The 15,091-nt window shown below is 73.0% G+C and carries 12 protein-coding genes; all 12 read left to right on the top strand.

All coding sequences use genetic code 11. The annotated features are described in order from the left end of the window. Positions 1 to 267 precede the first annotated feature (267 nt). The 12 genes from QSK52_RS15130 to QSK52_RS15075 all read left to right on the top strand — a co-directional run bounded on the left by QSK52_RS15130 (position 268) and on the right by QSK52_RS15075 (position 15,020). Positions 268 to 2,121, top strand: coding sequence for a peptidoglycan D,D-transpeptidase FtsI family protein (locus QSK52_RS15130; RefSeq protein WP_285736542.1), 1,854 nt, complete (start codon positions 268 to 270; stop codon positions 2,119 to 2,121). Position 2,122: 1 nt separating this feature from the next. Then, positions 2,123 to 3,889, top strand: coding sequence for a UDP-N-acetylmuramoyl-L-alanyl-D-glutamate--2,6-diaminopimelate ligase (locus QSK52_RS15125; protein WP_435053256.1), 1,767 nt, complete (start codon positions 2,123 to 2,125; stop codon positions 3,887 to 3,889). Beyond that, on the top strand, positions 3,886 to 5,289 hold the full coding sequence (locus QSK52_RS15120) for a UDP-N-acetylmuramoyl-tripeptide--D-alanyl-D-alanine ligase (RefSeq protein ID WP_285736541.1): 1,404 nt from the start codon (positions 3,886 to 3,888) through the stop codon (positions 5,287 to 5,289). The genes QSK52_RS15125 and QSK52_RS15120 overlap by 4 nt, the downstream gene beginning before the upstream one ends. Continuing rightward, positions 5,286 to 6,347: a phospho-N-acetylmuramoyl-pentapeptide-transferase gene (mraY, locus tag QSK52_RS15115; protein ID WP_285736540.1), complete on the top strand. Its 1,062-nt coding sequence runs from the start codon at positions 5,286 to 5,288 to the stop codon at positions 6,345 to 6,347. The genes QSK52_RS15120 and mraY overlap by 4 nt, the downstream gene beginning before the upstream one ends. Next, the gene (murD, locus tag QSK52_RS15110; RefSeq protein WP_285736539.1) at positions 6,332 to 7,774 is read left to right on the top strand and encodes a UDP-N-acetylmuramoyl-L-alanine--D-glutamate ligase; all 1,443 of its coding nucleotides are present in this window, start codon (positions 6,332 to 6,334) and stop codon (positions 7,772 to 7,774) included. The genes mraY and murD overlap by 16 nt, the downstream gene beginning before the upstream one ends. Positions 7,775 to 7,883: 109 nt before the next feature. Next, positions 7,884 to 9,251, top strand: a complete 1,368-nt coding sequence (ftsW, locus tag QSK52_RS15105) for a putative lipid II flippase FtsW (protein WP_285736538.1) — start codon at positions 7,884 to 7,886, stop codon at positions 9,249 to 9,251. 6 nt (positions 9,252 to 9,257) lie between these two features. Continuing rightward, the gene (murG, locus tag QSK52_RS15100; protein WP_285736537.1) at positions 9,258 to 10,364 is read left to right on the top strand and encodes an undecaprenyldiphospho-muramoylpentapeptide beta-N-acetylglucosaminyltransferase; all 1,107 of its coding nucleotides are present in this window, start codon (positions 9,258 to 9,260) and stop codon (positions 10,362 to 10,364) included. Further along, complete coding sequence (locus QSK52_RS15095) at positions 10,357 to 11,130, top strand: cell division protein FtsQ/DivIB (RefSeq protein WP_285736536.1); 774 nt, start codon at positions 10,357 to 10,359, stop codon at positions 11,128 to 11,130. Before murG ends, QSK52_RS15095 begins: the two co-directional genes overlap by 8 nt. Before the next feature lie 334 nt (positions 11,131 to 11,464). Then, the gene (gene ftsZ / locus QSK52_RS15090) at positions 11,465 to 12,688 is read left to right on the top strand and encodes a cell division protein FtsZ (protein WP_285736535.1); all 1,224 of its coding nucleotides are present in this window, start codon (positions 11,465 to 11,467) and stop codon (positions 12,686 to 12,688) included. After that, a complete protein-coding gene (gene pgeF / locus QSK52_RS15085; protein ID WP_285736534.1) occupies positions 12,685 to 13,419 on the top strand; it encodes a peptidoglycan editing factor PgeF in 735 nt (244 codons plus the stop codon). Before ftsZ ends, pgeF begins: the two co-directional genes overlap by 4 nt. After that, positions 13,416 to 14,204: a YggS family pyridoxal phosphate-dependent enzyme gene (locus QSK52_RS15080; protein ID WP_285736533.1), complete on the top strand. Its 789-nt coding sequence runs from the start codon at positions 13,416 to 13,418 to the stop codon at positions 14,202 to 14,204. Before pgeF ends, QSK52_RS15080 begins: the two co-directional genes overlap by 4 nt. A 195-nt stretch (positions 14,205 to 14,399) precedes the next feature. Next, positions 14,400 to 15,020 (top strand): cell division protein SepF, encoded by a 621-nt coding sequence (locus tag QSK52_RS15075; RefSeq protein WP_285736532.1) that lies wholly within the window; start codon positions 14,400 to 14,402, stop codon positions 15,018 to 15,020. Positions 15,021 to 15,091 lie beyond the last annotated feature (71 nt).

Here is a 15,091-nt window from a genome sequence, read left to right as displayed (position 1 = left end):
AGTCGAACGTGGCCACCGACCCGACCGTGGCGGCGGCGCTGACCTGGCAGAAGCAACTGGTCGACCGGCTCGGCGGGTGCCGTCCGGCCCGCCGCGGACGGCGCCCCGGCCCGCCCGACCCGGCCGCGCGCCGCCACCGGGCACCGCGAGGTCGCCCCGCCCCGCCCGAGCGCCCGCCCGGCCCGCCGCCCGGCGCCGCCGCGCCGCCCCGCCCCGTCCGGGCCGCGGACCATCAGGCTGGCCGACCCCCGGCGCCGGCTGCGGCTGGTGACGGTCTGCCTGCTGCTGGTCTTCGCGATCTTCGCGGGGCGGCTGGTGCAGCTGCAGCTGCTGGACTCCGACGCGCTGGCCGCCGCCGCGGGCGCCAACAAGTACGTGCGGGTGGCGCTGCCCGCCGAGCGCGGCTCGATCACCGCCGCGGACGGCACCGTGCTGGCCACCTCGGTCGACGCGTACGACATCACCGCCGACCCGACCATGTTCACCCCGGAGTCCGCCCACCTCCCGGACGCCCCGGAGCAGGCCGCGGCGCTGCTGGCGCCGATCCTCGGGCAGCCGAAGGAGAAGCTGGCCGAGAAGCTCCACCCGAACAGCAAGAACCCGAAGAGCCAGTACGCGCTGCTGATGGCCCGGCAGTCCCCGGAGACCAAGAACCGGATCGCCGACCTGAAGTCCTCGCTGGCCAAGCAGATCGACACCGCGGCCTGCCGCGCCCAGGTCCAGCTGCTGAGGAAGCCCGCCGACAAGGGCGGCCGCCAGTACCTGGACGCGGCCTGCGTGAACCCGCTGGCCGGGCTGTTCTGGGACCAGTCGACCCGGCGCAGCTACCCGGCGGGCGGGCTGGCCGCCAACCTGGTCGGCTTCGTCAACGCGGAGGGCGTCGGCACCGGCGGCCTGGAGCTGCAGTACCAGCAGCAACTGGCCGGGCAGGACGGGCACTCCACGTACGCCTCGGCGGGCGGCCGCCGGGTCGCCACCGCGGGCGGCGCCCGGCAGGACCCGGTGCCCGGCACCGACCTGCGGCTGACCGTGAACCCGGACGTCCAGTGGGCCGCGCAGCGCGCCATCACCGACCAGGTCGCCAACGCCGGGGCGGAGAAGGGCTACGTGATCGTCCAGGACGTGCGGACCGGCCAGGTGCTGGCGATGGCCACCTCGCCCGGCTTCGACCCGAACGACCTGGCCTCGGCCCGCGCCGACCAGCTCGGCAACGCCGCCCTGCAGGACGCGTACGAGCCCGGCTCGACCGCGAAGCTGATGACCATGGCGGCGGTGCTGGACACCGGCAAGGCGAACTGGGACACCCACGTGGAGGTGCCCAACACGCTGCAGCGGGCCGACCGGGTGTTCCACGACGACGTGGACCACGAGACCTGGTACCTGACCCTGGCGGGCGTGCTCGCCAAGTCCTCCAACATCGGCACCATCGAGGCCGCCGAGCACCTGGGCGCCACCCAGGCCGAGTCCAACAAGGTGCTGGCCGACTACCTGGACCGGTTCGGCATCGGCAAGCCCAGCGGCCTGGGCTTCCCCGGCGAGACCCGCGGCATCCTGGCCAAGCCCGAGGACTGGAGCGGCTCGCAGCAGTACACCATCCCGTTCGGCCAGGGCCTGTCGGTGAACGCGCTGCAGGCCACCTCGGTGTTCTCCACCATCGCCAACGGCGGCGTGCGGGTCGCCCCCAGTCTGCTGGCCGGGACCACCGGGCCGGACGGGAAGTACACCCCGGCCCCGGCCGGGGCGCAGAACCGGGTGGTGTCGGAGCAGACCGCGAAGACCCTGACCGAGATGCTGGAGTCCGTCGTCACCGACGAGCAGGGCACCGGCAACACCGCGAAGATCCCGGGCTACCGGGTGGCCGGCAAGACCGGCACCGCGAACCGGGTGGACCCGAAGACCGGCAAGTACTCCGGGTACACCGCCTCCTTCATCGGCTTCGCGCCGGCCGACCGGCCCCGGGTGACGGTCTCCTGCGTCATCCAGGACCCGGTCAACGGGCACTTCGGCGGGCAGCTGTGCGGGCCCGTCTTCAAGCAGGTGATGGAGTTCACCCTCAAGACCCTCCAGGTCCCGCCGAGCGGCAGCGAGGCGCCGAACCTGCCCGTCGACTGGAAACCCTGAGATGAGCGACACCCCCCGGCGCACGCAGCGCCCTGTGAGCAGCGTCACGGAGCAGGCCCGGTTTGGCCCCGGGGGGCGCGGGGCCGATAGCCTTCCGGCCGTGCCGAAATCCGATCAAACCCCCGCGAGCCCGCCCCGCCCCCGCCGCACCGCGGCGCTGCCCCTCGCCGAGGCGGCCCGACTGCTCGGCCTGGCCCCCGTCGAGGGCCCCGAGGTCACCGGCGTCACCCACGACTCCCGGGCGGTGCGGCCCGGCGACGTGTACGTGGCCTTCCCCGGAGCCAACCACCACGGCGCCGCGTTCGCCGGGGCGGCGGCCGCCGCCGGTGCGGTCGCGGTGCTCACCGACGCCGCCGGGGCCGAAGCGGCCGCCGCCGCGGGCGTCCCGCTGCTGGTGGTGGACAGCCCGCGCGCGGTGATGGGCACGCTGGCCGCCGCGGTCTACGGGGCGCCCAGCGAGAGCATGCTGATGATCGGTCTGACCGGCACCAACGGCAAGACCACCACCTCCTACCTGGTCGAGGGCGGCCTGCGCGCGGCCGGTCGGCTGACCGGGGTGATCGGCACCGTCGAGATGCGGGTCGGCGAGGAGCGGGTCAAGTCCGAGCGCACCACCCCCGAGGCCACCGAACTGCACGCCGTGCTCGGCGTGATGCGCGAGGCCGGGGCGGAGGCCGTGGTGATGGAGGTCTCCAGCCACGCGCTGGTGTACGGCCGCACCGACGGCGTGGTCTACGACGTCGCGCTGTTCAACAACCTGACGCCGGAGCACCTCGACTTCCACCCCGACATGGAGGACTACTACCGGGCCAAGGCCCGGCTGTTCGAGCCCGGCAAGTCCCGGCACGGCGTCGCCAACCGGGACGACTCCTACGGCCGCCGCCTGGCGGGCGAGGCCCGGATCCCGATGACCACCTTCTCCGCCTCCGGCGACCCGGCCGCCGACTGGCGCGCCGTCGACGTCCAGCCCGGCCCGGCGGGCTCCACGTTCCGGGTGGTCGGCCCGAACGGCGAGCAGGCCGACGCCTCGGTGCCGCTGCCCGGCCCGTTCAACGTCTCCAACGCGCTCGGCGCGATCACCGCGCTGGTCACCGCGGGCGTCGACCTGGACGCGGCGGTGGCCGGGGTGGCCGCCGTCCCCGGGGTGCCCGGCCGGATGGAGAAGGTCGAGGCCGGCCAGGACTACGTCGCCGTGGTCGACTACGCCCACAAGCCGGACGCGCTCAGCTCCGTCCTCGCCTCGCTGCGCGAGGTCACCAAGGGCCGCCTGCACGTCGTCGTCGGCTGCGGCGGCGACCGCGACCCGTACAAGCGCGCCCCGATGGGCGCGATCGCCGCCCGGCTCGCCGACACCGCCGTCCTCACCAGCGACAACCCGCGCTCCGAGGACGCGCTGGCGATCCTCGCCACCATGCTCACCGGCGCCGCCGAGGTGCCCGAGGAGGAGCGCGGCGAGGTGCTCGCCGTCCCCGACCGGAGCGAGGCGATCGCCCTGGCGGTGGCCCGCGCGCACAGCGGGGACACCGTGCTGGTGGCGGGCAAGGGCCACGAACTCGGCCAGTACGTGAAGGGCGAGGTCCGCCCGTTCGACGACCGACAGGTCCTGCGGACCGCGATCGAGCAGCAGGGCGCCAGCGAGCCAAAGGCCGCGCCGGTGGCGAAAGAGACGAACGACAAGCGACGAAGGAGCGCCGGAGTGAGGAGCGTCGACACCGGGTCAGGAGCGGCCGGCAGCGAGCGGGCGAACAACGCGGAGGCGGAGCGATGATTTCCCTGACCCTCGCGGAGGCGGCGCAGGCCGTCGGCGGGACGCTCGACGGCGCGGACCCGCAGGCGTCGATCACCGGCGCCGTCGTGCACGACAACCGGCAGGTCGAGCCCGGCGGGCTGTTCGTGTGCGTGGTCGGCGAGCGCGTCGACGGCCACGACTTCGCGGAGCGGGCCGTCGCCGACGGCGCGGTCGCGGTGCTCGCCACCCGGCCCGTCGGCGTGCCCGCGATCCTGGTCGACGACGTGGTGGTCGCCCTCGGCCGGCTCGCCCGCGCCGTGGTGGCCCGCTCCACCGAGGTGCGGATCGTCGGCCTGACCGGCTCCTCCGGCAAGACCTCCACCAAGGACCTGATCGCCCAGGTGCTGTCGAAGCACGGCGAGACGGTCTACGCCGCGGGCAACGCCAACAACGAGATCGGCCACCCGCTGACCGCGCTGCGGATCACCCCGACCTCCCGTCACCTGGTGCTGGAGATGGGCGCCCGGCACAAGGGCGACATCGAGTACCTGACCGGCATCACCCCGCCCACCGTCGGGCTCGTCCTCAACGTGGGCTCCGCGCACGTCGGCGAGTTCGGCTCCCGCGAGGCCATCGCGGAGGCCAAGGGCGAGATGGTGGAGGCCCTCGCGCCGGAGGGCGTCGCCGTCCTCAACGCCGACGACCGGCTGGTGCGCGCGATGAGCAGCCGCACCAGGGCGCGGGTCGTGCTGTTCGGCGAGTCCCCGGACGCGCACGTCCGTGCCACGGAAGTTCGCCTGGACGCCACCGGACGGCCACAGTTCACGCTCAGCACCCCGGCCGGTTCCGCACCCGTGCAGCTGCGCCTGTACGGTGAGCACCACGTCTCGAACGCCCTCGCCGCCGCCGCGGTGGCGGTGGAGCTCGGGATGCCCGTCGACCGCGTCGCCGAAGCACTCAGCGAGGCCGGTGCGCTGTCCCGCTGGCGCATGGAGGTGGTCGACCGGGCCGATGGCCTCACCGTCGTCAACGACGCCTACAACGCCAACCCGGAGTCCATGCGGGCGGCGCTGCGGGCCCTCGCGACGATGGCGGGCACCGGCCCGGAGCGCCGCCGCACCTGGGCGGTGCTCGGGGAGATGCGGGAGCTCGGCGAGGACAGCCTCGACGAGCACGACACCATCGGACGGCTCGCGGTGCGGCTCGACATCACCAAGCTGGTGGCGGTCGGCGGACGCGAGGCGGCCCGGATGGAACTGGGCGCGAGGAACGAAGGTTCGTGGGGTGAGGAGTCGGTGCTGGTGTCCGACGCGGACGCGGCGATCGAGCTGCTGCGCAGTCAGGTGCGGCCGGGGGACGTGGTCCTGGTGAAGGCTTCCCGTTCGGCGGGGCTGGAGAAGGTCGCCGAGGCGCTGCTCGCGGACGGTGCCGCGAAGTGAAGCAGATCCTCTTCTCCGGCATGATCGGCCTGGTGCTGACCCTGCTCGGCACCCCGGCCCTGATCAAGCTGCTCGCCCGACACGGGTACGGCCAGTACATCCGCGACGACGGCCCCAAGGCGCACCACAGCAAGAAGGGCACGCCCACGATGGGCGGCATCGCCTTCATCCTGGCCACCCTGATCGCCTACTTCGCGACCAAGGCGATAACGGGCGAAGTGCCCACCGCCTCCGGCCTGCTGGTGCTGTTCCTGACCGCGGGCCTGGGCCTGGTCGGCTTCCTGGACGACTACATCAAGGTGGTCAAGCGCCGCTCGCTGGGCCTGCGGGCCAAGGCGAAGCTGCTCGGCCAGTCCTTCGTCGCCCTCGCCTTCGCCCTCCTGGCCATGCAGTTCAGCGACAGCCGCGGTCTGACCCCGGCCTCCGACCACCTGTCCTTCGTGCAGGACTTCAAGTGGTCGATCGGCCCGGTGCTGTTCGTCATCTGGGCCTACTTCCTGATCGCCGCGATGTCCAACGGCGTGAACCTGACGGACGGTCTGGACGGTCTGGCCACCGGCGCCTCGGTGATGGTCTTCGGCGCCTACACCTTCATCGGCCTGTGGGAGCACGGCCAGAACTGCGCCTACGCGATCAAGGCCACCGCCTCCTGCTACGACGTCCGCGACCCGCTGGACCTCGCCGTGGTCGCCGCCGCGCTGATGGGCTCCTGCTTCGGCTTCCTGTGGTGGAACACCTCGCCCGCCAAGATCTTCATGGGCGACACCGGCTCGCTGGCCCTCGGCGGCGCGCTGGCCGGTCTGGCCATCGTCTCCCGCACCGAGCTGCTGCTCGCCGTCCTCGGCGGCCTGTTCGTGATCATCACCCTTTCGGTGATCATCCAGGTCGGCTCGTTCCGGATGACCGGCAAGCGCGTTTTCAAGATGGCGCCGCTGCAGCACCACTTCGAGCTCAAGGGGTGGAGCGAGGTCCTGATCGTGGTCCGGTTCTGGATCATCCAGGGCCTGTGCGTGGCCGTCGGACTCGGACTCTTCTACGCGGGATGGGTGACCAAGTGAACAACCCGGAGTGGGCCGGACTTCCGGTCGTCGTCGCAGGACTCGGTCTCTCCGGGATCAGCGCCGCCCGCGTCCTGCACGGGCTCGGCGCGCACGTCACCGTGGTGGACGGCGGGGACGGCCCGGGTCTCGCGGCCAAGGCCGCCGCCCTCACCGAACAGGGCGTCACCGTCCGCCTCGGCGACGGCGCCACCCTGCCGCCCGGCACCGCCCTGGTCGTCACCTCGCCCGGCTGGGCCCCGGACAGCCCGCTGTTCGCCGCCGCCGCGGCGGCCGACGTCCCGGTCTGGGGCGACGTCGAACTCGCCTGGCGGCTGCGCACCCCGCACCCCGCCACCGGCGAACCGGCCCCCTGGCTGGCCGTCACCGGCACCAACGGCAAGACCACCACCGTCCAGATGCTGGCCTCCATCCTCACCGCCGCGGGCAGGCGCACCGCCGCCGTCGGCAACGTCGGCGTCTCGGTGCTGGACGCCGTGCTGGCCGAGGAGCCGTACGACGTGCTGGCCGTCGAGCTCTCCAGCTACCAGCTGCACTGGGCGCCCTCGCTGCGGGTGCACTCCGCCGCCGTGCTCAACCTCGCCCCCGACCACCTCGACTGGCACGGCTCGATGGAGGCGTACGCCGCCGACAAGGGCCGGATCTACCAGGGCAACCAGGTCGCCTGCGTCTACAACCTGGCCGACCCCGCCACCGAGGCGCTGGTCCGCGAGGCCGACGTGGAGGAGGGCTGCCGGGCGGTCGGCTTCGGCCTCGACGCGCCCGCCGTCTCCAACCTCGGCGTGGTGGACGGGCTGCTGGTCGACCGGGCGTTCGTCGCCGACCGGGCCAACTCGGCCGCCGAGCTGGGCGCCGTCGCCGACGTCAACCCGCCGGCCCCGCACAACGTCACCAACGCGCTGGCCGCCGCCGCGCTGGCCCGCGCCTACGGCGTGGACGCCAAGGCGGTCCGGGACGGGCTGCGCGCCTTCACCCCCGACGCGCACCGGATCGCGCACGTCGCCGAGCTCGACGGCGTGACCTACGTCGACGACTCCAAGGCCACCAACACCCACGCCGCCGCCGCCTCGCTGGCCGCGTACCGGCCGGTGGTGTGGATCGCGGGCGGCCTGGCCAAGGGCGCCACCTTCGACGAGCTGGTCGCCGACGCCGCGCCACGGCTGCGGGCCGCGGTGCTGATCGGCCAGGACCGGCAGCTGATCCGGGAGGCGCTGGAGCGACACGCCCCGGAAGTCCCGGTCCTCGAGCCCGCCCCGGGCCAGACTGGCGCCGAGGCGATGACCGCGATCGTCGCGGCCGCGGCCGCCGCCGCCGAGAAGGGCGATACCGTCCTGCTGGCACCGGCCTGCGCCTCGATGGACATGTTCACCAACTACGGTGAGCGCGGCGACCTGTTCGCCGCCGCCGTCCGGGCCCTGCAGCCCTGAAGCACGCACCCCGAGGTCGCGCCCGCGGGCAGTCCGCCGCCCGGGCGCGGCCTCGCCGTCGGAGGACCCCCGGCGCGTTCCAGTCCGTGACCCGAACCGTGAGGAGCCCGTGGTGCCGACCAGGGAGAAGGAGCCGCCGCCGGGCCTCCAGCTGATCTCGGCGACCACCACCACCTTCAAGTCGGCCGGCCCGCTCGCCCGCTTCCGGGCCGCCCGGGAGCGCTTCGGGTACCTGATGGCCCGGCCGCTGACCCCGTACTACCTGATCCTGGGCGCCGCGCTGCTGCTGGTGGTGCTGGGCCTGGTGATGGTGTTCTCCGCCTCGCAGAGCGTGGTGGTGGAGTACGGGCTGCCGATGACCTTCTTCTTCCGCAAGCAGCTGATCGCCCTGCTGCTGGGCGGGGCGATCGCGGTGGTGCTGACCCGGGCCCCGGTGCGGGCGCTGCGCACCGCCGCGTACCCGCTGCTGTTCGGGGTGGTGGGCGCGCTGGTGCTGGTGGCGATCCCCGGGGTCGGCGTGCGGATCAACGGCAACCGGAACTGGATCAGCCTGGGCTTCTTCCAGATCCAGCCGTCCGAGTTCGCCAAGCTGGCCCTGCTGCTGTGGGCGGCCGACCTGCTGGCCCGCAAGCAGCGCACCCACATGCTCGACCAGTGGAAGCACCTGCTGGTCCCGCTGGTGCCCGGCACCGTCGTGCTGATGATGCTGATCATGATCGGCGGCGACATGGGCACCACCATGGTGCTGATCGCCATGCTGTTCGGCCTGCTCTGGATGGTCGGCGCCCCGCTGCGGCTGTTCGCCGCCACCCTGGGCATCGCGGTGGTCGCCTGCACCGCGCTGATCATCACGGTGCCGCACCGGCTCGGTCGGCTGGCCTGCGTCGGCGTCACCAAGCCCGACCCCAACCTGGACTGCTTCCAGGCCCTGCACGGCCTGTACGCCCTGGCCGCGGGCGGACCGTTCGGGTCCGGACTGGGCGCCGGGGTGGAGAAGTGGGGGCAGCTGCCGGAGGCCCACACCGACTTCATCTTCGCCGCCACCGGCGAGGAACTCGGACTGGTGGGGACGCTGTCGGTGCTCGCGCTCTTCGCGGCACTAGGCTACGCGGGTATCCGAGTGGCCCTCGGCACCACGGACCCGTTCGTGCGGTACGCGGCGGGCGCCGCCACCACGTGGATCATGGCTCAGGCCGTGGTCAACCTGGGGTCGGCGCTGGGACTCCTGCCCATCGCGGGCGTCCCGCTGCCGCTGTTCTCGTACGGTGGTTCCGCGATGCTGTCGGCCATGTGCGCCATCGGGCTGCTGCTGTGCTTCGCACGCAGCTCCCCGGCGGCGAAGGCAGCGCTGGCTGCCCGGCCCCGCAGATGGCGAAAAGGGGCCAACTCCCGGTTCGGGCCCGTCCTGGACCGGGTGCTGCCAGGTAGGAAAACCACAGCGCGCAAGGCCGCCCGGCCGCCGCGCAGGGAGCGGTGAATTTCGGTGCATGTCGTACTCGCCGGCGGCGGGACCGCCGGTCACATCGAGCCGGCCATGGCGCTCGCGGACGCGCTGCGCAGGCACGACCCGTCCATCGGGATCACCGCCCTCGGCACCGAGCGCGGCCTGGAGACCCGGCTGGTCCCGGAGCGCGGCTACGAGCTGGCGCTGATCCCGGCCGTCCCGCTGCCCCGCAAGCCCACCCCGGAGCTGATCACCGTCCCGGGCCGGCTGCGCGGCACCGTGCGCGCCGCCCAGGAGGTCATCGAGCGGGTCAACGCGGACGCGGTGGTCGGCTTCGGCGGCTACGTGGCGATGCCCGCCTACCTGGCGGCCAAGCGGGCCGGCGTGCCGATCGTGGTGCACGAGGCCAACGCCCGCCCCGGCCTGGCCAACAAGATCGGCGCCCGCTACAGCGACTTCGTCGCGGTCTCCACCCCCGACTCCAAGCTGCGCGACTCCCGGTACATCGGCATCCCGCTGCGCCGCACCATCGCCACCCTGGACCGCGGCACCGTCCGCCCGGAGGCCCGGCACTACTTCGGCCTCGACCAGCGGCTGCCCACCCTGCTGGTCTCCGGCGGCTCGCAGGGCGCCCGGCGCCTGAACGAGACGGTGCAGGCGATCGCGCCCCGGCTGCAGCAGTACGGCGTCCAGATCCTGCACGCGGTCGGCCCGAAGAACGAGCTGCCGACCATCGACGACATCCCCGGCATGCCGCCGTACCGGGCGCTGCCCTACCTGGACCGGATGGACCTGGCCTACGCGGCGGCCGACATGATGCTCTGCCGGGCCGGCGCCATGACGGTGGCCGAGCTGGCCGCGGTCGGCCTGCCCGCCGCGTTCGTTCCGCTGCCGATCGGCAACGGCGAGCAGCGGCTGAACGCCCAGCCGATGGTGAAGGCGGGCGGCGGCCTGCTGGTCGACGACGCCGAGCTGACCCCGGACTGGGTGCTGAAGAACGTGCTGCCGGTGCTCACCGATCCGGCCAAGCTGTGGGAGATGTCGCGCGCGGCCGCCGAGTTCGGCCGCCGGGACGCCGACGACCTGCTGGTGCAGATGGTGTACGAGGCGATCGAGGCCGCCCGCGGCGGCCGCCGCCGTGGCTGACGAGGAGTACGAGGAGGAGTTCGGGGAGGACGGCGAAACGGCCCGTCCGCCCCGGCTCCGACTCTCCCGCCGGGGCGTCGGGGTGCTGGTCGCGCTGGGCGCGCTGGTGGTCGGCGGCCTCGGCTGGACGGTGTTCTTCTCCGCCGCGCTGGACGTCCGCGGGGTGGCCGTCCAGGGCCTGGACTCCGGCAGGCTGACCCAGCAGGACGTCGAGCGGGCGCTCGGCGGCACGGCGAGCGGCCCGCTGGCCCGGGTCGACCTGGACGAGGCCAGGGCCGAGGTGGCGAAGCTGCCCCGGGTCGCCTCGGTGGAGGTCTGGCGGGGCTGGCCGCACACCCTGCGGGTGAAGGTGACCGAGCGCCGCGCGGTGGCGGCGATCCAGCGCGACGGCGGCGGCTTCGTCCAGGTCGACGCCGGCGGTGTGGAATTCGCCACTGAGCCGCAGCCCCCGCCCGGCGTCCCGGTGGTGGCGCTCCAGCTGAGCCGGCCCGCCCAGGACGCGGTGGCGGTGATCGACCGCCCGACCCTCGTCCGCTCGGCGGTCACGGTGGCCGCCGGACTGCCGCCGGACGTGGCGAAACAGGCCGGTTCGCTCACGGTCTACTCGTACGACGACATCCGGCTGCAGCTGGCCTCCGGCGCCACCGTCCGCTGGGGGAGCGCCGAGGACACCCCGCGCAAGGCCGCGGTGCTGACGGCGCTGCTCGGTCAGAAGGCGTCGAATTACGACGTGAGTGCGCCGGATGCCCCGGCGGTGTCGGGTTGATCCGGTAAGTTCTGTCCCCGGGGGCGGTATTGACGGGGCCACGGCTCCGGTCCGACCCTTGGTGGTCACCCCGGTTTCACCGCGGGGTCGATGATCACATAGGCTCAAAAGAAAAAGGGAAGCTCGGCGTGTTCGTTGAAACACGCGCCGGTTGCGACCTACTGTCCTGTGTCAACGAGCTGTGCTCGACACCGAGGTGACACCGGCACAGCCATAACCCTCAACCTCAAGTTTAGGGTTCGGGTTGGAACCACGTGCTTCCCACCCATCGACATCCGTCGGCCTTCACAATCCAGGGGAGCCGACCCGGAAATTCGAGGCGAGAGGCCCCGACGTGGCAGCACCCCAGAATTACCTCGCGGTCATCAAGGTCGTCGGCATCGGCGGCGGCGGAGTCAACGCCATCAACCGGATGATCGAGGTCGGGCTCAAGGGCGTCGAGTTCATCGCGATCAACACCGACGCCCAGGCGCTGCTGATGAGCGACGCCGACGTGAAGCTGGACGTCGGCCGCGAGCTCACCCGCGGCCTCGGCGCCGGCGCCAACCCCGAGGTCGGCCGGAAGGCCGCCGAGGACCACCGCGAGGAGATCGAGGAGGTCCTCAAGGGGGCCGACATGGTCTTCGTGACGGCCGGCGAGGGCGGCGGCACCGGCACCGGCGGCGCGCCCGTGGTGGCCAACATCGCCCGCTCGCTCGGCGCCCTGACCATCGGCGTGGTCACCCGGCCGTTCACCTTCGAGGGCCGCCGCCGGGCCAACCAGGCCGAGGACGGCATCGCCAGCCTGCGCGAGCAGGTCGACACCCTGATCGTGATCCCGAACGACCGGCTGCTGTCGATCTCCGACCGCCAGGTCTCGGTGCTGGACGCCTTCCGCTCCGCCGACCAGGTGCTGCTCTCCGGTGTCCAGGGCATCACCGACCTGATCACCACCCCTGGCCTGATCAACCTCGACTTCGCCGACGTCAAGTCGGTCATGTCGGACGCCGGTTCGGCCCTGATGGGCATCGGCTCGGCCCGCGGCGAGGACCGCGCCAAGGCCGCCGCCGTGATGGCGATCTCCTCGCCGCTGCTGGAGGCGTCCATCGACGGCGCCCGCGGCGTGCTGCTCTCCATCTCCGGCGGCTCCGACCTCGGCCTGTTCGAGATCAACGAGGCCGCCCAGCTGGTCAGCGAGGCCGCCCACCCCGAGGCGAACATCATCTTCGGCGCGGTCATCGACGACGCGCTCGGCGACGAGGTCCGGGTCACCGTGATCGCCGCCGGGTTCGACGGCGGCCAGCCGCCGGCCATCGTCCGCGAGCCGGTGGTGAAGTCGACCTCCTCCGCCGCCTCGGCCCCGGCCGCCGCCGCCCCGGAGCGCCCGGCCACCCGCCCGTCCTACGGCTCGATCGGCTCGGTCACCCGCGCCGAGGAGCCGTCGCGCGCCGCCGAGACCCCGGCCCCGGCCCCGGCGACGGCCACCGCCCCGCCGGTGCCGCCGCAGGTGCAGCCGGTGCGGCAGCCGTACGTCGAGAGCCCCGCGGAGGAGCTCGACGTGCCGGACTTCCTCAAGTGATCGACGCGTTCTCCCGACACGGTGCTCACTTCGCCTCCACCACCCGGTGGGGCGGGGTGAGCACCGCGCCGTACGGGGAGCTCAACCTCGGCGGTGCGGTGGGCGATTCGCCCGAATCCGTCCTGCAGAACCGTTTCCTCGCCGCCCGGGAGCTGGGGCTGGACCCGGCCGACGTGGTCTGGATGAACCAGGTGCACGGCGCCGAGGTCGCGGTGGTGACGGAGCGCCAGCCCGCGGGGACCGCCCCGACCGTCGACGCGGTGGTCACCGACCGCCCGCTCGCCCTCGCCGTGCTGACCGCCGACTGCACCCCGGTGCTGCTGGCCGACCCCGCCGCCGGGGTGGTCGGCGCGGCGCACGCCGGACGTCCGGGCCTGGCCGCCGGGGTCGTCCCCGCGGTGGTCGCCGCGATGCGCGAACTGGGGGCCCGCCCCGAGCGGATCCTCGCCGCCGTCGGCCCCGCGGTCTGCGGCCGCTGCTACGAGGTGCCGGAGGCGATGCGCGCCGAGGTCGCCGCGCTCGTTCCGGCCGCGCACGCCGAGACCTCCTGGGGCACCCCCGCGCTGGACGTCCCCGCCGGGGTCGCCGCACAGCTCGCCGCGGCGGGCGTGCAGGATGTGGTGCGATCATCGGTCTGCACCCTCGAATCACCGGACCACTACTCCTACCGTCGGGAGCAGCGGACCGGCCGACTCGCGAGCTACGTCTGGCTGGGGCCCTCACACTCATGACGAACGACATCTACGGTCCGTTCCCGGGCCGCCCCGAGTTCTCCGCCGCGCTGACCGAGGGGCAGCGCGCCCGCTACGAGCAGCTCGGCGCCAACCTCGACGTGGTCGAGCGCCGGATCGCCGACGCCTGCGCCGCGGCGGGCCGCCCGCGCGCGGAGGTCACCCTGATCGTGGTGACCAAGACCTACCCGGCCGAGGACACCGCGCTGCTCGCCGGGCTCGGCGTCACCGACGTCGCGGAGAACCGCGACCAGGACGCCGCCCCCAAGGCCGAGCGCTGCGTGGAACTCCCGCTGACCTGGCACTTCGTGGGCCAGCTGCAGACCAACAAGGCCCGTTCGGTGGTCCGTTACTCCGACGTCGTGCACTCGGTGGACCGGGCCCGGCTGGTCGACTCGCTGGCCGCCGCCGTCCGCAACGCCGAGCGCCCGCCGCTGGGCTGCCTGGTGCAGGTCGCCCTGGACAAGGAGGCGGGCGAGGGGGAGCACCGCGCGGGCGTGGCGCCCGCCGAGGTGCTCGCGCTGGCGGAGCGGATCGCCGACACGCCCGGGCTGCGACTGGACGGTGTGATGACGGTCGCACCGCTGGCCGGTCCGCTGGCGGGCGACCCGGCGCGCGCCTTCGCGCGGCTGGCGGAAATCGCAAGCGACGTACGCGCGGCCCATCCGGCTGCAACCATGGTCTCGGCAGGGATGAGCGGCGATCTGGAGCAGGCGATCGCCGCCGGAGCGACACATGTACGCGTCGGTACGGCGGTGCTCGGAGTGCGGTCACCGCTCGGGTAACGTCACCGAGTAAGTAGATCAGACTGCAGGACAAAATAGGACAGAACCTAGCAGATGATCAGTCTGCAGGTAAACCGTGGATCGCATCCGAGCGCACACTCCGCGGTCTGACGGACCGTCGGCCTGACAGGTCGTAAGAGGACCACGGCATCCGCAGGGCGACACGGTGGGCGCATGAGCGGAGGAGACAGCAGCATGGCCGGCGCGATGCGCAAGATGGCGGTCTATCTCGGTCTGGTCGAGGACGAGACCTACGACAGCCAGGGGTACGACCCCGACGACGACTACGACGCGGACCCGGAGCCGATCCGCACCGGCCGGACCGAGGACCTCCGGTCCGCGGCCCCCGCGCCCGCCGCCCCCGCCCCGCAACCGGCGCCCGTGGCCCACATCGCGCCCCAGCCGGTGCCCGCCGCGGTCCCGATCCGGCAGGAGCAGCCGCGGATGGCTCCCGTGTCGTCCATCACATCCGAGCGCCACCGCAACCTGGAGAAGAGCACCCCGGTGATCATGCCCAAGGTCGTCAACGAACGAGAGCCGTACCGCATCACCACGCTGCACCCGAGGACCTACAACGAGGCCCGTACCATCGGGGAACAGTTCCGCGGCGGCACCCCCGTGATCATGAATTTGACCGAGATGGACGACACGGACGCCAAGCGGCTCGTAGACTTCGCCGCTGGACTGGTCTTCGGTCTGCACGGCAGTATCGAGCGCGTGACGCAGAAGGTGTTCCTGCTGTCGCCTGCTAACGTCGATGTAACGGCGGAGGACAAGGCTCGGATCGCCGAGGGTGGGTTCTTCAACCAGAGCTGACCCGAACCACGACTACACGTGTGGGTCTGTTGACAGAGCGTCACTGACGGTACGTCGGCCAGGGAGAGGGA

The organism is Kitasatospora phosalacinea (assembly GCF_030268885.1).
GTDB lineage: Bacteria > Actinomycetota > Actinomycetes > Streptomycetales > Streptomycetaceae > Kitasatospora > Kitasatospora phosalacinea_C.
This window is presented reverse-complemented; position numbering and strand designations above follow the sequence as displayed.